The 18,811-nt window shown below is 57.8% G+C and carries 21 protein-coding genes; 13 read left to right on the forward strand and 8 right to left on the reverse strand.

The features are described from left to right. Nucleotides 1–635 precede the first annotated feature (635 nt). The 4 genes from F8N44_RS28485 (at nucleotide 636) to F8N44_RS31460 (ending at nucleotide 2,107) form a co-directional block, all read left to right on the forward strand. Nucleotides 636–998: a DUF6124 family protein gene (locus tag F8N44_RS28485; protein ID WP_007916971.1), complete on the forward strand. Its 363-nt coding sequence runs from the start codon at nucleotides 636–638 to the stop codon at nucleotides 996–998. Nucleotides 999–1,274: 276 nt separating this feature from the next. Continuing rightward, nucleotides 1,275–1,580 (forward strand): type 1 fimbrial protein, encoded by a 306-nt coding sequence (locus F8N44_RS28490; RefSeq protein WP_150652679.1) that lies wholly within the window; start codon nucleotides 1,275–1,277, stop codon nucleotides 1,578–1,580. 112 nt (nucleotides 1,581–1,692) lie between these two features. After that, a complete protein-coding gene (locus tag F8N44_RS28495) occupies nucleotides 1,693–1,932 on the forward strand; it encodes a hypothetical protein (RefSeq protein ID WP_016985604.1) in 240 nt (79 codons plus the stop codon). Nucleotides 1,933–1,951: 19 nt separating this feature from the next. Beyond that, the gene (locus tag F8N44_RS31460) at nucleotides 1,952–2,107 is read left to right on the forward strand and encodes a hypothetical protein (RefSeq protein WP_191630970.1); all 156 of its coding nucleotides are present in this window, start codon (nucleotides 1,952–1,954) and stop codon (nucleotides 2,105–2,107) included. 139 nt (nucleotides 2,108–2,246) lie between these two features. Here the strand turns inward: F8N44_RS31460 and F8N44_RS28500 are convergent, their stop codons facing one another. The 5 genes from F8N44_RS28500 to norR all read right to left on the reverse strand — a co-directional run bounded on the left by F8N44_RS28500 (nucleotide 2,247) and on the right by norR (nucleotide 6,859). Next, on the reverse strand, nucleotides 2,247–2,996 hold the full coding sequence (locus F8N44_RS28500) for a YkgJ family cysteine cluster protein (protein WP_150652680.1): 750 nt from the start codon (nucleotides 2,994–2,996) through the stop codon (nucleotides 2,247–2,249). An 83-nt stretch (nucleotides 2,997–3,079) separates the two neighbouring features. Further along, nucleotides 3,080–3,406 carry a hypothetical protein gene (locus F8N44_RS28505; RefSeq protein ID WP_150652681.1) on the reverse strand — a complete coding sequence of 109 codons (327 nt, stop codon included), beginning with the start codon at nucleotides 3,404–3,406 and terminating at the stop codon, nucleotides 3,080–3,082. A 156-nt stretch (nucleotides 3,407–3,562) separates the two neighbouring features. Then, on the reverse strand, nucleotides 3,563–4,021 hold the full coding sequence (locus F8N44_RS28510; protein ID WP_150652682.1) for a GNAT family N-acetyltransferase: 459 nt from the start codon (nucleotides 4,019–4,021) through the stop codon (nucleotides 3,563–3,565). Nucleotides 4,022–4,048: 27 nt separating this feature from the next. Then, the gene (locus F8N44_RS28515) at nucleotides 4,049–4,951 is read right to left on the reverse strand and encodes a chemotaxis protein CheV (RefSeq protein ID WP_007916955.1); all 903 of its coding nucleotides are present in this window, start codon (nucleotides 4,949–4,951) and stop codon (nucleotides 4,049–4,051) included. A gap of 348 nt (nucleotides 4,952–5,299) precedes the next feature. Continuing rightward, nucleotides 5,300–6,859 (reverse strand): nitric oxide reductase transcriptional regulator NorR, encoded by a 1,560-nt coding sequence (norR, locus tag F8N44_RS28520; protein ID WP_150652683.1) that lies wholly within the window; start codon nucleotides 6,857–6,859, stop codon nucleotides 5,300–5,302. Between the two features lie 164 nt (nucleotides 6,860–7,023). On the opposite strand from norR, the gene hmpA reads away from it, so the two are divergent. The 8 genes from hmpA (at nucleotide 7,024) to cyoE (ending at nucleotide 15,183) form a co-directional block, all read left to right on the forward strand. Continuing rightward, nucleotides 7,024–8,205, forward strand: a complete 1,182-nt coding sequence (gene hmpA, locus F8N44_RS28525) for an NO-inducible flavohemoprotein (RefSeq protein ID WP_150652684.1) — start codon at nucleotides 7,024–7,026, stop codon at nucleotides 8,203–8,205. A 220-nt stretch (nucleotides 8,206–8,425) separates the two neighbouring features. Beyond that, a complete protein-coding gene (locus tag F8N44_RS28530; RefSeq protein WP_150652685.1) occupies nucleotides 8,426–8,986 on the forward strand; it encodes an ester cyclase in 561 nt (186 codons plus the stop codon). A 25-nt stretch (nucleotides 8,987–9,011) separates the two neighbouring features. Continuing rightward, on the forward strand, nucleotides 9,012–9,521 hold the full coding sequence (locus F8N44_RS28535; protein ID WP_150652686.1) for a disulfide bond formation protein B: 510 nt from the start codon (nucleotides 9,012–9,014) through the stop codon (nucleotides 9,519–9,521). 825 nt (nucleotides 9,522–10,346) lie between these two features. Continuing rightward, nucleotides 10,347–11,288, forward strand: a complete 942-nt coding sequence (cyoA, locus tag F8N44_RS28545) for a ubiquinol oxidase subunit II (RefSeq protein WP_007916947.1) — start codon at nucleotides 10,347–10,349, stop codon at nucleotides 11,286–11,288. A gap of 3 nt (nucleotides 11,289–11,291) precedes the next feature. After that, nucleotides 11,292–13,322: a cytochrome o ubiquinol oxidase subunit I gene (gene cyoB, locus F8N44_RS28550; RefSeq protein ID WP_007916945.1), complete on the forward strand. Its 2,031-nt coding sequence runs from the start codon at nucleotides 11,292–11,294 to the stop codon at nucleotides 13,320–13,322. Between the two features lie 3 nt (nucleotides 13,323–13,325). After that, entirely contained in the window at nucleotides 13,326–13,949 is a 624-nt protein-coding gene (cyoC, locus tag F8N44_RS28555) for a cytochrome o ubiquinol oxidase subunit III (protein ID WP_034156084.1), read from the forward strand. Then, nucleotides 13,949–14,284, forward strand: a complete 336-nt coding sequence (cyoD, locus tag F8N44_RS28560; protein WP_007916940.1) for a cytochrome o ubiquinol oxidase subunit IV — start codon at nucleotides 13,949–13,951, stop codon at nucleotides 14,282–14,284. Before cyoC ends, cyoD begins: the two co-directional genes overlap by 1 nt. Before the next feature lie 11 nt (nucleotides 14,285–14,295). Continuing rightward, the gene (gene cyoE, locus F8N44_RS28565; protein WP_007916939.1) at nucleotides 14,296–15,183 is read left to right on the forward strand and encodes a heme o synthase; all 888 of its coding nucleotides are present in this window, start codon (nucleotides 14,296–14,298) and stop codon (nucleotides 15,181–15,183) included. A gap of 65 nt (nucleotides 15,184–15,248) precedes the next feature. Here the strand turns inward: cyoE and F8N44_RS28570 are convergent, their stop codons facing one another. After that, on the reverse strand, nucleotides 15,249–16,418 hold the full coding sequence (locus F8N44_RS28570) for an AAA family ATPase (protein WP_122604855.1): 1,170 nt from the start codon (nucleotides 16,416–16,418) through the stop codon (nucleotides 15,249–15,251). 352 nt (nucleotides 16,419–16,770) lie between these two features. On the opposite strand from F8N44_RS28570, the gene F8N44_RS28575 reads away from it, so the two are divergent. Further along, complete coding sequence (locus F8N44_RS28575) at nucleotides 16,771–17,262, forward strand: RidA family protein (protein WP_007916938.1); 492 nt, start codon at nucleotides 16,771–16,773, stop codon at nucleotides 17,260–17,262. A 304-nt stretch (nucleotides 17,263–17,566) separates the two neighbouring features. Here F8N44_RS28575 and F8N44_RS28580 read toward each other — a convergent pair whose 3' ends face one another. Together F8N44_RS28580 and F8N44_RS28585 are read right to left on the reverse strand one after the other, a co-directional pair. Further along, a complete protein-coding gene (locus tag F8N44_RS28580) occupies nucleotides 17,567–18,268 on the reverse strand; it encodes a hypothetical protein (RefSeq protein ID WP_007949995.1) in 702 nt (233 codons plus the stop codon). A 133-nt stretch (nucleotides 18,269–18,401) separates the two neighbouring features. After that, nucleotides 18,402–18,806 carry a GNAT family N-acetyltransferase gene (locus tag F8N44_RS28585; RefSeq protein ID WP_150652687.1) on the reverse strand — a complete coding sequence of 135 codons (405 nt, stop codon included), beginning with the start codon at nucleotides 18,804–18,806 and terminating at the stop codon, nucleotides 18,402–18,404. Between the last annotated feature and the right edge of the window lie 5 nt (nucleotides 18,807–18,811).

An 18,811-nucleotide genomic window follows, 5' to 3' on the forward strand; every position in this document is an offset into this window, starting at 1 on the left:
TCGCACGTCGGCGTAGCTCTCCCAAACACCACGATCAGTCCCCTATCCCTCCGGGAGAGGGCTAGGGTGAGGGGCTTTTGATCTGTTTCAGAATCTGAGCTCGGCTCGGTATTTCACGTCGGCGTAATTCTACCAAACAACTCGGTCAGTCCCCTCTCCCCCCGGGAGAGGGTTAGGGTGAGGGGCTTTTGATTTGTTTCGGAATCTGAATTCGGCTCGGTATTTCACGTCGGCGTACTTCTACCAAACACCTCGGTCAGTCCCCTCTCCCTCTGGGAGAGGGCTAGGGTGAGGGTTGGCTTTTGGCTGTTTAAATTTGTGTCAAATAACCAGAACCTTCCCACAAGGTTTTCAGGTTGTCCGTCGGACGTGCGCTCTCTAGTCTTTGGTTGTCGCCGAAAACTCGGTGATCGGGTGTGAGAACCCTGAAAAATTAGTGATTCAGTCCATCAGTCCGCATAATTGCCGGCGGCTTGTCCGCTGCTTGCAAGTGCTTCATGGCGGCTATGTGCGGGCAGACTTCGGTCTGGCCGGTTTCCTATTTTTCCGGTTTCTCACCCCGCACATAGCTGCCACCCACTTCGCCGCGTGAGAAACGGCAAGGGATGGCTCCCATTTGCAAAATAGGGTTTCCAATGACTAAGCCAGTTCCAGATCCACCCATCGATCCCACAACCCCACTCGAAGACGCCATCCGCGCCGACGACCAGATCAAAACCCGCGAAGCCATCAAGCGCGCCCTCGATTTTTACCTCTGTCCCGAACCGGTCAAACCGCGTCAGCCCAGTACGATGTTCCTCATCCACCCGGACATCGACACCGAAAGCCTGCTCGCCCACGCCTGCGAATCGCTGGCTTCAGCCAATGTCATGGCCGGTGATCTGGCTGATCAGCTCAGTCGCCCGCAGCGCAGTACGGCGCTGGCGATCCAGCAGATCGTCATGCTCGCCGAGTTGGCGGTAAACCGGGCGCTGGACCGGGTTGATCCGCAAACGTAATCCGTCCCAACACCGCGTCATCGTGCTTCGCGAGCAGGCTCGCTCCCACAGTTTGAAACGCAGTCCCCCTGTGGGAGCGAGCCTGCTCGCGAAGACGTCTGATTGGACACCCCATCTCTAACGGCCATTTTTTGTTAAGCAGTCCCGAATAGGGACCGATCAGTCCCAATCAGGGACCTATTTGCCCACTACGCTTCTCAAGATCCGTCCCTGCACGCGGATAAACATTGTGTAGCCCGGGTTCTCTGGGCTGCTCACCCCGGGAGTGTCATTGAAATGAAGCTGAAAACCGCTCTGCCGTCTGTGCTTCCCTTGCTTCCACTCACTACGTTTGCAGCGCCGGCCAGTCAATCCGGAGAGATTCGCTTCACCGGGCAAATCGTTGACTCGGGCTGTCAGGTCGGACCGGTCGGGGCGTTTGCTGCTTGTGAGTCTCGCCAGATCGAAATCAAGCCCGGCGTGAAAGTCGATGTCGACACTGAGCGCAACGCTTGCAGTCATCAGGCGCTGCCGATTTCCATGCGCTACGAAGCGCTGAAGATCTCGACCGACAAAGGCATCGTCATCATCAGTTACCTGTAAACCGTTCGGCGTGCGCTGCAAAATCTTCAGGTGCCGAGTCAAGGCGCACAGGTATACTGCGCGCCTTCGCGGCTCACTGATCGGGCCCGACTTTTTGCTTTCCGGAGCTTTTATGACTTCCCCGACCCTGCCGCCGGTTGACGACGCCGTGAGCGATGTCCCGGCTGAACTGGCCGACACCAGCGAAACCAAAGCCGATATCCCGGCGTTCAAATTTCCGTTCAAGCCGGGCGAACTGGCTTCTGCCAAAGGCTCGAATCAGCCGTGGTACAAGAACGGCGCGAAGAACGGTCACACCAAGACCCCGGGCATGGCGCCGCCGGGTACCCGTCGTTCGATGGGCAAGCGCTGAGTTTTAATCGCGCTATCCCATGAAGATCAATCTCCCGGTGACCGGTCGCAACGTCGATGTGGCGCTGGATGAGGGGCGGCAGAGTCAGCGCAACTCCGAGGACGTGGCGGGGTTGGCCGGTGATTTAAGGTTGCTGGCGCGGGAGTTCCGGGCGCGGCGGCAGATCCGCGATTGAGATTGTCCGGGCCGGCGTCTTCGCGAGCAAGCTCGCTCCCACAGGTTTTTCGGTCGTTCATAAAATTCGTGCACGACACAATCTCTGTGGGAGCGAGCTTGCTCGCGAAGAGGCCCGGATAGGCGCTTAAGAATCTGGATCAAGCCGCCCGCAGTGAAATAAACGCATAGGTCTGCGCCGGCTCCGTCACCACCTGCGCCCCGGCCGCCAACACCTGCCCGGCAACATCATCGCCCGACAGATGAAACACCCACTCACTCGGCGCCATCGTCAACGGCTGTGCCGTCACCTGATCAATCACCGCAGCAAACGCATCCATATTCGGCAGATACGCAGTAAACCCGTCACCCTTCAGCGCCGTGGTGCGAATCCCGAGCATCGCGCAAATCGCATCCTTGATGCCGATGTCATCCCGATCCGCTTGGCGCGAGCGTTGAATCAACTCCACCAGTTCCCGATCCACCAACTCACCGCCGGCAATCAACATCGGCCCCTGCTCCCAAGACTCCGGCGGGCAATCCTTGGCGGCAGGGTTGAGCGGGATATGCGGGTTGATTTCCGCCGGATAAATGCGACATACCAGCGGCCGACGTTCGTAGATCCGGCACAGCTTGTCTTCGTCAAGATTCCGGCAGGGGCCGACGTTGTACGCGGCAAAGGTGATCGCCACATGGGCGTCTGTCGCGCCGCTGCGAACGACCGCTGAGCGACGTTCGGCATGTTCCCGCTGCTGCGCCGGCAAACCCAGGCCATTACCAAGAAAGGCCTCGACCAGCACGATCACCTGACCGCCATCCGCCGCCCACATGCGGGCTTCGGCCAGGGTCAGCGGGACATGGTGATCGGTGCAGCATTTGCCGCAGCCTACGCAGGAAAACGTCGTATTCATTGAGCGATCTGTCTTCAATCAGGGTGTGAAACGGTGGCGGAAAACCACCGCACAGAACTGGATCGAAGCAAGTTATGCGCCATTCACTTGGTTTTAACGGGCGGGCGGATCGAATCCCATTCGGTGACGAAGGCGGTTTTCGACTGCTTGTTGTACAGACACAGTTCGGTGCCTTGCTGGCCTTTCATGTGTTTTTGTGGGTACTGGCCTTGCAGCAACACGGCGGTGTAGCCGACGCGGTCGTCGAATTGTGCGGGTGTGCCGACCGGTTTGGCGTTTTTCAGGCCACTGGCCTTGGTGCAACTGGCGAGCACGGTTTTGTCGTAAGCGGCCCAGGCGTCGGGGCTGGAGGCGTGGGCCTGGGAGGTTAGGGCGGTGAGGCAGAGCAGGCTTAAGGTGATGGCTTTCATGGGGGGCATCCTTGGTGTTGGGTGGCCAAGGTTGGAGTCTGCCTAAAGAGTTTTGTTGCCTGGAACACCGCTAAAAGATCGCAGCCTTCGGCAGCTCCTACATGGATATGCGGTTCCCTGTAGGAGCTGCCGAAGGCTGCGATCTTTTGACTTTAATCAGTCCGGCACCAGCTCGCGGCGGACCACATACATCCCGGCACTTTCATACAAGCGCTGCGCCCGCAGGTTGTCCTCCAGCACTTTCAGATCAACAAACCCTTCGCGCCGTTGCTGAAACACCTTGAATGCATTGAGCAACAACGCCCGGCCCAATCCTCGGCCCTGCATGCGCGGATGCACCACCAGATTCTTGATATATGAGCTGGTCCAGCATTGCGCCACGCCGACCACGCCTTCGCCATCGCGGGCAATGAAACACAGCGTCGGATCATATTCAGGATTGTTCTCGAACTGCTGCTGCCAAGCGTCCAGCGCCGGCACCCGGCCGCCGCCTTCGCGATAACCGAGTTGCATCAAATCATGCACGTCCGCCGCAAGTTCGACGGAGTACGTGCACAGTTCAATGTCTTGTGGCCAAGGTGCATCCGGCGCGTCCTTACCGAGGTCGCGCCGCATCAAAAAACAGTATGTCTCGCCCAAGACTCAGTGTCCGTGGGCGGCGACGTGTTTAGCCGCTTCGATCAGGCAGTGGGTCAGTTCCGGCGAGGAGAACTTGGTCAGCACGCCGTTCGCCCCGGCCAGCCGCGCTTTTTCGCTGTTCATCGCGCTGTCGAGCGAGGTGTGCAGCAGCACGTACAAATGGGCGAAGTCCGGGGTCTCCCGCAGGGTGCGGGTGAAGGCGTAACCGTCCATCTCGGACATCTCGATGTCGGAGACAATCAGGTTGATCTGCTGCGCCGTGCCTTGCAGGTCGAGCAGGCAGTCGATGGCTTCCTTGGCGCTGCGTGCGGTGTGGCATTGCAGGCCTAGGTTGCGCAGGGTGTGCACCGATTGCTGCAGCGCCACCTGACTGTCGTCGACCACCAGAATCCGCGCGTTGCCGAGCACATCAGCGTCTTCCATGCTCAGGTCGGTCGGGGCCATTTCGATCTGTGCCGGAGCGATGCTGTGGATAACCTTTTCGATGTCCAGCACCTGCACCAGCGTGCCGTCCACCGAGGTCACGCCAGTGATGTAGGCGCGCGAGCCGCCGGAGCCGAACGGCGGTGGTTTGATGTCGGTGGTCAGGCAGTGAACGATTTTGCTCACAGCCTGGACGTGCAGGCCCTGTTTCGAGCGGCTGACGTCGGTGACGATCAGGCAGCCGCCGTTCGGGTCTTCCAGCGGGCGTTCGCCGATGGCGCGGCTGAGGTCGATGACCGACAGCGAGGCGCCGCGCAACGTGGCGATGCCTTTCACGTGCGGGTGCGACTCCGGCAGTTTGGTCAGCGGCGGGCAGGGGATGATTTCACTGACTTTCAGCAGGTTGATCGCCATCAGCTTGCCGCTGCGCAAGGTAAACAGCAGAAGCGAAAGTGAGTCTGCGCGGGCTTTGGTGGAGGACATATGAACCTTCTGTGGAAAAGGTGGTGGGCGAGGGTGGGAATCGCCAGAAACTATTGATGCCGGGTTATCGGCGTCAAAAGGTTGGGCTTTAGGTTAGTTGTCGGGTTGTGTTTTGATCAAAAGCCAAAGCCAAAGCCCCTCATCGGAACGCCGCCCGCCCAGCCCTCTCCCGGAGGGAGAGGGGGCCGATTGGGGGATATTGTAGTAATTCACCGACCTGAACCTGCTCTGCCGAATCCATAATCGCCTCGATGTTTCAGGTCGGCGTATTACGCAAAACACCTCGGTCAGTCCCCTCTCCCTACGGGCGGTCCGACGTTTCGGGAGGGCTAGGGTGAGGGTGTGCTTTTAGCTCTTCATGCCTAGTCGTTTGGCCATGCGGCCGAGGTTGGCTCGGTCCAGCCCCAACTCCCGCGCCGCACTCGCCCAGTTACCCTGATTACGCTCCAGCGCCGCACTGATCAACCGCCGCTGATACTGCTCGGTCGCACTGCGCAAATCCCCGCTGACCAGCGGCATCTCAGCCACCACACCGGCAACAGCCTCAACCGAGTTATCCACAACCTCACGCGGCAGATCCAGATCCGCCGCGCTCAAACTCAGAATCTTCGGCCGCACTTTGCAGTTACCCAGCGCCTTCAACGCACTGCGGCCGATCAAGTGTTCCAGCTCGCGCACGTTGCCCGGCCAAGTGTAGGCGAGCAGCGCTTCCTGGGCGTCGCTGTTCAGGCGCAGGCTGTTGAGGCCCATGCGCGAGCGATTCTGTTCGAGGAAAAAACCGCTGAGCAACAACACATCGCGGCCGCGATCACGCAGCGCCGGCACGCGCAGCGGGTACACGCTGAGGCGATGGTAGAAGTCGGCACGATAGCGACCGCTGCGTACTTCCTCGGCCAGGTCGCGGTTGGTTGCGGCTATCAGGCGCACATCGACTTGATGCTCCTTGTCCGACCCCAGACGCTGCAGCTGGCCGCTCTGCAAGACGCGCAGCAATTTCGCCTGCACGGTCAGCGACAACTCGCCGACTTCGTCGAGAAACAGTGTGCCGCCATTGGCCAGTTCGAACTTGCCGCGGCGGTCACTGGTGGCGCCGGTGAAGGCGCCGCGCACATGGCCGAACAGTTCGCTTTCTACCAGTGTGTCGGGCAGCGCGGCGCAATTGAGGCTGATGATCGGTTTGTCGGCGCGCGGTGAAGCGGCGTGGATCGCTTGGGCGACCAGCTCTTTGCCAACGCCGGTTTCGCCGGTGATCAACACGGTCAGATCACTGCCGCCGACCAGATTGATTTCCTCTACCAACTTCTTCAGCGCCTTGCTCTGACCGATCATCTCGCGGTTCTGCTGACCGCTAGCCTGGCGATAAACCTCGGCACGCTGGTGCTCGTCCTCAGCGCGATTGGCCAGGCGTTGAATGCGTTCGGCGGCGTTGACCGTAGCCGAGGCGAGGCTGGCGAAGGCTTGCAGGGCGTCGAGCTCGATCGGTTCGAAACGCTCGGGGTCGAGGGCATCAAGGGTGATCAGGCCCCAGAGCTTTTCATCGACGAATAAAGGACAGCCGAGGCAATCGTGAACTTCGAGGTGTTCGTCGAGGCCGTCGACCAGACCGTCATATGGATCGGGCAAATCGCTGTCGGCGGCGAAGCGCGTCGGCCCGGCACCGCTTAAAAGAATCTCGAAACGCGGATGCTCGCTGACTTTGAAGCGCCGGCCGAGGGTGTCGGTGCTCAAACCGTCCACCGCCAGCGGCACCAGTGCTTCGCCGTCGAGGCGCAACAACGCCGCTGCATCGCAGGGCAGCAGGGCGCGCATGGCTTCGAGCAGGCGTCGGTAACGCTCTCCCTCGGGCAGTTCGCGGGACAAGTCGGAGACGAGAGGCAGCAGGGCGGTGAGCAGGGATTTGGCGGTCATGGTCTTGTAGTCAAAGAGACAAGATGTAGTCGGGATGACTATAACGGTCTTTGAGTCTTTATGACTACTTTGTTCTCAACCTATTGATTTTTATGGATAAATAAGTTGGCACGGAACCTGATAACCCTAAGGTAACTTTTCAAAAAAGCTCAGGAGTCAACCTTATGCTTAGCGTCCAGGATCGTGCCATCGTCAAATCCACCGTGCCTCTGCTGGAGAGCGGCGGCGAAGCGCTGATCACGCACTTCTACCGCATGATGCTCTCCGAATACCCGGAAGTTCGCCCGCTGTTTAACCAGGCGCACCAGGCCAGCGGTGACCAGCCTCGTGCGTTGGCCAACGGTGTATTGATGTATGCGCGGCACATCGATCAGCTCGACCAATTGGGCGATCTGGTGGCGAAGATCATCAACAAGCACGTGGCCCTGCAGATCCTCCCCGAACACTACCCGATTGTCGGTGCCTGCCTGCTGCGGGCGATTTCCGAAGTGCTCGGCGAAGAGATCGCAACGCCCGAGGTGATGAGCGCCTGGGGCGCGGCTTACGGTCAACTGGCGGACATCCTGATCGGCGCCGAAACCGCCATCTACGACCAGAAAGAACAAGCCGTCGGCGGCTGGCGCGGGGCGCGTGAATTCATCGTCGCGGCCAAGGTCGAGGAGAGCGCGGAGATCATTTCGTTCTACTTCGAGCCTGCTGATAAAGGCCCGATCCTCGCGGCCGAACCGGGTCAGTACATCGGCATGAAGCTGATCCTTGATGGCGAAGAAATCCGCCGCAACTACTCGTTGTCGGCACTGGCGAACAACGGTCAGTACCGCATCAGCGTCAAGCGTGAACCGGGTGGTCGTGCGTCCAACCACTTGCACGATCGACTGCAGGTTGGCGCGAGCATTCAACTGTTTCCGCCATCGGGTGAGTTCACCTTGACCGCGAGCGACAAGCCACTGGTGCTGATCAGCGGTGGCGTCGGCATCACGCCGACCCTGGCGATGCTTGAAGCGGCGCTGGAAACCGAGCGGCCGGTGCACTTTATCCACTGCGCGCGCAATGGCAGCGTGCATGCGTTCCGTGACTGGATTGATGATCTGGCTGAGCGTCATCCGCAACTCAAGCGGTTTTACTGCTACGCCGAAGATGACGGTGTCAGTCCGGCGGCGGACAAGGTCGGGATGCTCGATCAGGCACTGCTTGGCGAGTGGTTGCCGGCTCAGCGCGATGTCGATGCTTACTTCCTTGGGCCGAAGGGTTTCATGGGGGCGATCAAGCGGCATTTGAAAGCGCTGGGTGTACCGGAGACGCAGAGCCGTTATGAGTTCTTTGGGCCGGCTGCTGCTTTGGAATAATTCAGAATCGAGTTGCCTTCATTCGCGAGCAGGCTCGCTCCCACAGGGGATTTGTGTTCGACGCAGATCCAATGTGAGAGCGAGCCTGCTCGCGAAGGCCGTTACGCGGTGCTGATTCTTAAAAAGTGTTTAAAGGTTAATCGTTTCTTAACCGGTTTATCGTTTATTCCCCGATGCTGATGATAGGCGCTCGTTCGTTTACATGATCAGGATCGCCCCCATGTCGCACCTCACCTTCGCCCGTCGTTTCAGCCACGCAGCCATCAGTCTTTCGGTCGCGTTGCTGGCCAGCCCGTTTGCTTTTGCCGAATCTGCCCTGATAAAACCGCAGACCCTGATCGTCGATCAAAGCCTGCCCAAGGCGCAGGTCGAAGCCATGGAATTGGCCGCGCGGCGTTACGGCAGTTTCTGGAATTCCGGTGAAGAAGCGTTGGCCACTGCGGCGCTATCGCCGCAGTTCGTCGACCAGACGCCACCCGAAGGCCGGGTGCAGGGGCCGACCGGGCCGTTACTGGCGTCGAAGTTCTTCCGCACGGCGGTGCCGGACTTGAGTTGCGACATCGAGCAAATGATCATCGCCGGTGATCGCGTGGTGGTGCATCTGCACTTTCGCGGGCACTTCAGCGGTACGTTCAAGGCTCTCAAAGGGCAGGGCCAGCGTGTAGACTTCCGGGCAACCGATATCTATCAGATTGATAACGGTCGCATCGCGGCCAATTGGCATATCGAAGACAACATCAGCTTGATGGCGCAACTGCACGCGCAGCCGCCGGCCAGCTGAACCATGGACAAATAAAGGAAACGCGATGAGCGAGGAAACGATTCGACTGGGACGTGAGCGGCGCTTTCTGGTGCTGCTGGGCATCATCTGCCTGGCACTGATCGGCGGTGCGCTGTACATGCAGATCGTGCTCGGCGAAGCACCGTGCCCACTGTGCATTCTGCAGCGCTACGCGTTGCTGCTGATCGCGCTGTTCGCGTTCATCGGCGCGGCCATGCGCACCCGTCGCAGCATCACCGTATTCGAAGTGCTGGTGGTGTTTTGCGCGATTGCCGGGGCCGGTGTGGCCGGGCACCACGTGTACACCCAGTTCTATCCTGCGGTGAGCTGCGGCATCGATGTGCTGCAGCCGATTGTCGACGATCTGCCGCTGGCGAAGATCTTCCCGCTGGGCTTCCAGGTCGACGGTTTTTGCTCGACGCCGTACCCGCCGATCCTCGGTCTGTCGCTGGCACAGTGGGCGCTGGTGGCGTTCGTGCTGGTGGTGATTCTGGTGCCGCTGCTGACCTCGCGTAACCGAAAAGCACTGCGCTGAGTCAACTATTCGGCAGTCTGGCCGATACAGAAAACGCCTCGATTTGAGTATCAGCATATCGGGGCGTTTTGCATTTCAGAGTGTTTGTGAAAACACCGTGACGGACAGCAAGGCAGGGTGCGGCAGGTGTGCGACATGTTGTCACACGCGCGGTGTCGCAGGCCGCTTCAGTGACATGGAATCGGCCGTTGTTACAAAAAAGGATTGGTCTGATTCGGGGTTTTTCGGCTTTAGCACGCGAGTGCCACAGCAGGCAGTTTTAACAAGCGCTGGCATATGGCCAAAAGCCTTGGGTTATCGGGGCTTGCGCTGTTCGAGCCTTCGGAAAAACCCTTCAGAGCTGTCTGAACTGACGCGGGTACACCTACAATTTTTGGTGTTTTTGTTGAGAATCTATTTCGATAACATGCGGAACTTTTGCAAAAATGGCGATGGATTGTTGCTCGAACGGATAAAAATTATTTCGGGATAAGACATGGTGTATAGGGCGCTACCTATCTACAATCGCCCGCACTGAATTCCCGGCACTGTTCAGCCTTTATTAAGGAGGCGAGCAGGAAGTCGGGTGTCGAGTGAGTCGCGAGGCTTCCAAGACACCCAGGTGTCGGTGCCTTCCAACTTTCCGCACCAAATGGAATTGGTCTGTAACAAGGCCTTTGACCACGAATTCGAATAAGAACTGACCGCTGTCCCAGGTTTTGTCGAGCGTCTGACGCGCGACGGGCGGCCCTTATTCAATCCAAAGAAAATGCCAACCCTTGGCAGGGTGAAGTGTTGGCGATCAAAACCCAACTGCATTGCGCAAGCTGCTTTAGAGGTCGTGAGATGAGTAAAAACAGGTACCCCAGATTACTAGGCCTAGTGCCGCTGCTCGGCACGTTGTTGCTGGGAGGCTGCAACATGACCTTGCTCAATCCAACGGGCCAGGTTGGCCTGGAACAGCGAAACCTGATCATCACCGCGACCCTGCTGATGCTGTTGGTCGTCGTGCCGGTTATCGTCATGACCTTCCTGTTCGCCTGGAAGTACCGCGCGTCGAACAAGAACGCCGTCTACACCCCGAAATGGTCGCACTCGACCAAAATCGAAGTGGCAGTCTGGACCATCCCGGTCCTGATCATCATTGCCCTGGGTTACATCACCTATATTTCGACCCACGAACTGGACCCGTATCGTCCGATTCAATCCGACGTCAAGCCAGTGACCATCGAAGTGGTCGCGCTGGACTGGAAGTGGCTGTTCATCTACCCGGAACAAGGCATTGCCACGGTCAACAAGATCGTGTTCCCGGCGCACACGCCTATCAACTTCAAGATCACCTCTGACGCTGTGATGAACTCGTTCTTCATCCCGGGTCTGGGCGGCCAGATCTACGCGATGGCGGGCATGCAGACCAAGCTGCACCTGATCGCTGACCGTAACGCTGAAATGGACGGTATCTCCGCCAACTACAGCGGCGCGGGTTTCACCGGCATGAAGTTCAAAGCTATCTCCACCACTCAGGAAGATTTCGACGCCTGGGTAAGTGAAGTCAAGAAGTCACCTAAACAGCTTGATCAAGCTGAATACGCGGCCCTTGCCAAACCGAGCCAGAACAACCCAGTCGAGCTCTACTCCTCGGTCACGCCGAACCAGTTCCAGATCATCGTCGACAAGTACGAAGGTATGAAGCCGGGCAAGCCGCTGAAGCACGAGAAGAAAGAGAAAGAAGTGGCGGCCACGGAAATTGACTCGAGTTCGCATTCAGCTGCCGGGGCAGAGGAGTAAACGATGTTTGGTAAATTAAGTTGGGAAGCAGTCCCATTCCACGAGCCGATCGTGATGGTGACCATCGCCATGATCGCCCTCGGTGGTCTGGCGCTGTTCGCTGCAATCACCTACTTCAAGAAGTGGACGTACTTGTGGACCGAGTGGCTGACTTCGGTCGACCACAAGAAAATCGGCGTGATGTACATCATCGTTGCCATGGTCATGCTGCTGCGCGGTTTTGCCGACGCCATCATGATGCGTACCCAGTTGGCCATGGCCACCGAGGGTTCGCCTGGCTACCTGCCACCTGAACACTATGACCAGATCTTCACCGCTCACGGTGTGATCATGATTATCTTCATGGCGATGCCATTCTTCACCGGCCTGATGAACCTTGCAGTGCCGCTGCAGATCGGCGCACGTGACGTTGCGTTCCCGTTCCTGAACTCCCTGAGCTTCTGGCTGCTGGTATCCGGCGTAGTACTGATCAACCTGTCCCTGGGCGTCGGCGAATTCGCCAAGACCGGTTGGGTTGCCTATCCACCATTGTCGGGTCTGCAATACAGCCCTGGCGTGGGTATGGACTACTACATCTGGGCGCTACAGCTATCCGGGTTAGGTACGACGCTAACGGGGGTCAACTTCCTCGCGACCGTACTGAAAATGCGTACCCCTGGCATGAAACTGATGGACATGCCGATCTTCACCTGGACCTGCACCTGGGCAAACGTTCTGATCGTGGCTTCGTTCCCGATCCTGACCGCTACCCTGGCACTGCTGACCCTTGACCGTTACATGGATTTCCACATTTTCACCAATGAACTTGGTGGCAATCCAATGATGTACGTCAACCTGTTCTGGGCATGGGGCCACCCTGAGGTTTACATCCTGATCCTGCCGGCATTCGGCATCTTCTCGGAAGTGATCTCGGCGTTCACCGGCAAGAAACTGTTCGGCCACCACTCGATGATCTACGCTTCGGGCGCGATCTCGGTACTGGGCTTCATGGTTTGGCTGCACCACTTCTTCACCATGGGTTCGGGTGCCAGCGTCAACGCCTTCTTCGGTCTGGCGACGATGCTGATTTCCATCCCGACGGGTGTGAAACTGTTTAACTGGCTGTTCACCATCTACCAGGGCCGTCTGCGCTTCACCAGCCAGGTTCTGTGGACTCTGGGCTTCATGGTGACCTTCGCCATCGGCGGCATGACCGGCGTACTGCTGGCCATCCCGGGTGCTGACTTCGTTCTGCACAACAGCCTGTTCGTGATCGCGCACTTCCACAACGTGATCATCGGCGGTGCGGTATTCGGTTACATCGCAGGTTTCGCGTTCTACTTCCCGAAAGCGTTCGGCTTCAAGCTGCACGAAGGCTGGGGTAAAGCAGCGTTCTGGTTCTGGATCTCGGGCTTCTTCGTCGCGTTCATGCCGCTCTATGCACTGGGCTTCATGGGCATGACCCGTCGTCTGAACGCCACCACCAACCCTGAGTGGGTACCGTACCTGTACGTTGCCATGTTCGGTGCGGTGATGATCGCTGTGGGTATTGCCTGCCAGCTGATCCAGCTCTATGTGAGCGTGCGTGACCGTAACAAGCCAGAGAACGTTTGCGATCACGGTGACCCGTGGAATGCACACACCCTGGAATGGTCGACCTCGTCGCCACCTCCGTTCTACAACTTCGCTGTGCTGCCTAAAGCTGACTGCATCGACCCGTTCACTGAAGCCAAGGAAAACGGTACTGCGTACCAGCGTCCGGCCAAGTACGAGCCGATCCACATGCCGAACAACACCGCCACTGGCGTGGTGATGGGCGCACTGTTGACCGTCTTCGGTTTCGCGATGATCTGGCACATCTGGTGGTTGGCGATCGCCAGCCTGGCCGGCACCGTCATCTACTTCGTGATCCACGCTGCACGTGACGACCAGGGCTATATGGTTCCGGTTGAAACGATCGAGCGCATCGAAGCCGAGCAGCACAAGCGTCTGGTCGCGGCAGGGAAAATCCCGGCCGGTGCCACCCGTGTTGAAACCTCGTTGGAACAGGCTTAAACCATGTCGAACTTAGTGACCAATGTTGGACACGCCCATGGTGACCATGGGCACGATGACCATCACCACGACTCGGGCGAGATGACCGTATACGGTTTCTGGCTCTACCTGATGACCGACTGCATTCTGTTTGCGTCGATCTTCGCGGTGTACGCAGTACTGGTAAACAACGTCGCCGGTGGCCCGTCGGGCCACGACATCTTCGAACTGCCATACGTGCTGGGCGAAACCGCTCTGCTGTTGTTCAGTTCGATCACCTACGGCTTCGCCATGCTGGCGTTGTTCAAAGGCAAGAAGCAGCAGGTTCTGGGTTGGTTGTTCATGACCTTCCTGCTCGGCGCAGGCTTTATCGCCATGGAGATCAACGAGTTCCACCTGCTGATCTCCGAGGGCTTCGGTCCTAGCCGTTCGGGCTTCCTGTCGGCGTTCTTCACCCTGGTCGGTACCCACGGTCTGCACGTTTCTGCGGGTCTGATCTGGATGGGCATCATGATGTACCAGGTCAACAAGCACGGCCTGACGGCGACCAACAAGACCCGTCTGAGCTGCCTGAGCCTGTTCTGGCACTTCCTGGACGTGGTGTGGATCTGCGTATTCACCGTTGTTTACCTGATGGGGACTCTGTAATGGCTAATGCACACTCCCATGACAGCCATGATGCTGGCCACGGCAGCGTAAAGTCGTACGCCATTGGCTTCATCCTGTCGGTGATCCTGACCGTGATTCCTTTCGGTCTGGTGATGTACCCGAGCCTGCCGAAAGCCACCACGCTGGCAATCGTTCTGTTGTTCGCAGTGATCCAGGTGATCGTTCACCTGTACTACTTCCTGCACCTGGACCGCTCCATTGCTCAGCGTAACAACGTGATTGCATTCGTCTTTACGGCGATCGTGATCGTGCTGCTGGTTGGCCTGTCGTTGTGGATCATGTTCAGCATCCACACCTACATGATGGCGAAGTGAGGTAAGACCCGATGTCGCTCAAGCACTTTATCCAAATCACCAAACCGGGGATCATTTTCGGTAACGTGCTTTCTGTGGCAGGCGGGTTTTTCCTGGCCTCGAAAGGGCATGTGGATCTGGCGGTGTTTCTGGCTGCCATGATCGGTACATCCCTGGTTGTTGCCTCCGGTTGCGTGTTCAACAACTGCATCGACCGCGACATCGACCTGAAGATGGAACGCACCAAGAACCGGGTGCTGGTGCAGGGCTTGATCTCCCTGAAACTGGCCCTGGTCTACGCGACCATCCTTGGTGTTCTCGGCGTTGCATTGTTGTACAAGGTGGCCAACCCGTTGGCCGCTTTGTTCGCGGTGATCGGCTTCATCATCTACGTCGGCTTCTACAGCCTGTACCTCAAGCGCAAGTCGGTTCACGGCACGCTGGTGGGCAGTCTGTCGGGCGCCATGCCGCCAGTGATTGGTTACGTTGCCGTAACCAACAGCTTCGACATGGCCGCGCTGACGTTGCTGGTGATGTTCAGCCTGTGGCAGATGCCGCATTCCTACGCCATCGCGATCTTCCGCTTCAACGATTACCTGGCCGCATCGATTCCGGTGTTGCCAGTGAAGCGCGGGATTCAAGTGGCCAAGAAGCACATCCTGCTCTACATCCTGGCCTTCCTCGTGGCGACCTTGATGCTGACCTTCAGCGGTTACGCCGGTATGAGCTACCTCGCCGTCGCTGCGGCCATGGGCATGTACTGGTTGTACATGGCCTGGACCGGCTACAAAGCGGTGGATGACACGGTCTGGGCACGCAAGCTGTTCGTGTTCTCGATCTTCACCATCACTGCGTTGAGCGTCATGATGTCCCTGGACTTCAAGGTGCCCGCAGAGCTGCTGCTGACGTACGCGCCGTAAGGCTCAAAGGCTTGAAGAAAAACCCCGCACATTGAGAGATGTGCGGGGTTTTTTGTTGGGGCGGATTATGGCCCTCGTCGCATGAACTCATCGAACAGTGGAACAGTGAACGCGATAAGTGCATATTCGGGGCTGTAGATCATGCCTTTTTTAATCAGGCTATCGCGCACCGGGCCAAGACTCGTCGCGTTTCTACCCAGTTTTTTTGCTACGTCGGCAGAACGTTGCGGACCTTCTCCCAGTTCTGCCAGACAACGCATGTAATCCCTTTCGGCAGGCGTCGTGCGATCAAAGCGAACCCGGAAAAATGACTCATCAAGCTTGCGAATGCTTTCCTCGGTTGCTGCCTGCGCATCCTGTTCCGTAATGATTTTATCTTTCGCTATGTTCCATGCCGTGTAACCCCACTCTTGGAGAAAGTAGGGGTAACCATGAGTCTTTTCATAGATTTCGCGCAGCGCCTCGTCAGATATCCTGGCGCCCTCATCTTCAACGGGATCACGCAAGGCTTTCCACGCATCCACTTCCAATAGCGCGCCCAACCGTGGGAACTCGAATAGTCGCTCGGCATAGCTTTTGGCATCGCCTGCCTGTCCGGCCAACTGAGGAAGTCCTGCGCCGAACAGGATCAGAGGCAAGGCCGCTTGGTTGATTGCGTGGATTGCGCGGATAAGCGCACCTAGCTCATCTTTGGAAAGGTACTGCAGCTCGTCAATGAATATGGCTACTGGCTGACCTGCGTCTCGTGCCGCTTCTGCTGTTGCTATCAGAATGTCTCGCAAGTCATCTTCAAGATTTCCACTATCTGCATAACCCGCCTCAGAGTCGCCACCCAGTGTTACTTCTGCTCCACCTGCCGCGATAGTGATATTGCCAATAAAGCTGCGCAGAACCCGTATGCCTTTTTTGACGGTCTCGACCGTGTTCTGCACTCGGTCCAGACGTAGCAAGAGACGGCGTAAAACCGGTATCAACAGTTGCTTTAACTCTGCGCCATCGTGGGCTTCCTGCATTTCGGCTAGATAGCCCAAGGCAATAGCCCGATCCTTGATTTGATTCAGAAGCACCGTTTTCCCGACACCCCGTAATCCCAGGATCATAAGGGACTTGGCGTGCTTTCCACGTTTCGTGCGAGCAAGTGCTGTATCCGCCGTTTCCAGCACCTCGGATCTGCCTGCCAGCTCGGGTGGTGAGACGCCTGCTCCAGGATTGAAGGGATTGGTATTTTTGTCCAAAGCTAAATCTCATACGAACTTATTGATGGTTATAGTGATAAATCGCTATAACTGCAAATAAACAGCTAGATACCAATCTCACCCGTGCCGCATGGGCGCATTTTTTAGTCAGGAGCCATGTTGACCTTAGGCCGAGTCACTGTTCAGGACAATCGTAGCGATGTACTGGCCTGACGGATATTCGTACGCCCGAAACCGCCAACGCCTTTGGAATCAACATCTGTAGGGGCAAGTTGCGGAGCGCTCTCAAAAGCCCTAGATTTGGATCCAAATATGTCGATGGCTTGTCCATGCCTATGGTGTGGCGCTCAACTGTCGGAACTTGTGGATTCAATCGAAAAGGCTAGGCGAAATGACTGAGAGGATGACCTGCGACGAGCGTTTTATTGCCCTGGCCCAAGAGCTGAACTACGACATTTATGGTGAGAACACCGCTGGCGGCAATTACGCGCCGCTGATCCGTCATCATGATGAGCTGTACATCAGCGGTATGGTGCCGCGCACTAACGGCAAGATTCAGTATCCGGGTCGCGTCGGACTGGAGCTGACCCTTAAGGATGCGCAAGCCGCCGCGAGCATCAGTGCGATGCGTTGCCTGGCGCTGATCGTCGATGCGGTGGGTTCGCTGGACAAGATCAAGGCGTTGTTGCGGGTGACGGTGTATGTGAAGTCGACGCCGGACTTCGTTGACCTGAGCGAAGTCGCCAACGGTGCGTCGGACGTGTTCAGTCATGTGCTCGGCGATGCCGGCCGGCACACGCGCACCACGGTGGGGGTGTATCAGTTGCCGAAGAACGCGGCGATTGAGGTGGACATGATTGTAGCGTTGCATCCTTCGGCTTGAGGGTGACTTCACGGCTTGCCCTCACCCTAACCCTCCCGAAACGTCGGACCGCCCGGAGGGAGAGGGGACTGACCGAAGTGTCTTGCGCTATACATCGACCTGAGAGGCCGAGGCGATTGTGGATTCGGCACCGCACTTTCATTTCGGCGTACTTCTACAATATCCGCAAATCGGCTCCCTCTCCCTTGGGAGAGGGCTGGGGTGAGGGGCCTCGGTTTAGGCCATCTCACCCATCCCAAGCCGAAAACCAAAAAGCCCCGCACTGAATCCCAGTGCGGGGCTTTTTCGTACAGCGGCTGCGCTATTACTGCGCGGCGATGCTATAGCCATCGAACGCAGTCTGCTGTTGCAGCGCGGTGATGATGTTCTTGCGGTTCACTGCCTGTTCGGTACCCGCGTTGTCGACGAAGACTTCGCTTTCCAGCTCCGCTTCTTCGCCTTCACCAACGAAGGTGAAACCGAGGAACTCCAGCGCTGCACGGTCAACGTTCAGGCGCGAGCGTGGCGTGCGCAGTGGCAAGGTCACGCTGATGCCGTCCTTGCTGATGGTGAAGATTTCGACTTCTTTCTTCTTCGCCGCTTTACTCTTGCCGCCGCTCGGATTGCTGATCGCCTGATGGGTCTGGTTCAGCACCTTCAGCGCGAGGCCGTAAACGATTTCCTGGAACGCCGGATCGTCCTTGAAGCTGGACAGGATGCGGCCGATCGAGAACTTGCTGCTGAGGTCTTCAAGGGCGGCGAGGTCGGCGGCTTCGGCGTCTTTCAGCGCCTTGAGTTCGCCCATCAGCTCGTAGGCCTTGTCGTCATCGAAGCTGTCGTGAGCCTGACGGATCGCCGCGCGCAACTCGCGGATCTGGTCGCTCTCGCGGGTCGACTGGAACGCGTCCAGGACCATCTCGCTGATGATTTTGGCTTGTGGCAGGTGTTGTGAAAGATTGATGGAGTTTTCGTATTCCGCTTTGGACGATTCGGTGACTACGGATTCAGCGGTGTTGAAATCGGACATTGAAATTTCACTACTTTTTAACTTGAGTGGAGATGAGAAAACCGAGGGCTTTTTCAGGCCGACTAATTTAGGGGAGCGCGGCGGCGTTGTCACGGAGCAACGGTCTGCCGGTCGAGTTTTTTCCCACAGTGCGCTATTTCAGGCGCGGCCGTTCCATGGCAATCACCGAGGTCTGAAAACCCAGGCTGGCAAAAAATGCCTCTGCGCCCTCGCGCCCGGCACGCAGCACCCAGGTGATTTCGGGGTTGTCGCCCATGATGTGCTCGACCAGCGCGCGGCCAATTCCTTCACGCCGATGCTGGTCGTCGACCACCACCATCGACAGGTAACCGTTGGACAAACCATCGGTGATCCCGCGAGCGAATCCGATGATCTGCCCACCCTGGACGGCGACGGCGGTGCGCTGAGAGTTTTTTATCAGCAGGGCAAAATGTTCAGCTGAGCCGGTGCGATGGCTCCAGCCATGCTCCCCGAGAAACTGCCTCACCGATTGCGTTTCGACGGGCAGCAAATCACGTACGACGAGTGTGTTGTTCATCTGCT

It is taken from the genome of Pseudomonas fluorescens (assembly GCF_902497745.1).
Taxonomy (GTDB): domain Bacteria; phylum Pseudomonadota; class Gammaproteobacteria; order Pseudomonadales; family Pseudomonadaceae; genus Aquipseudomonas; species Aquipseudomonas fluorescens_BM.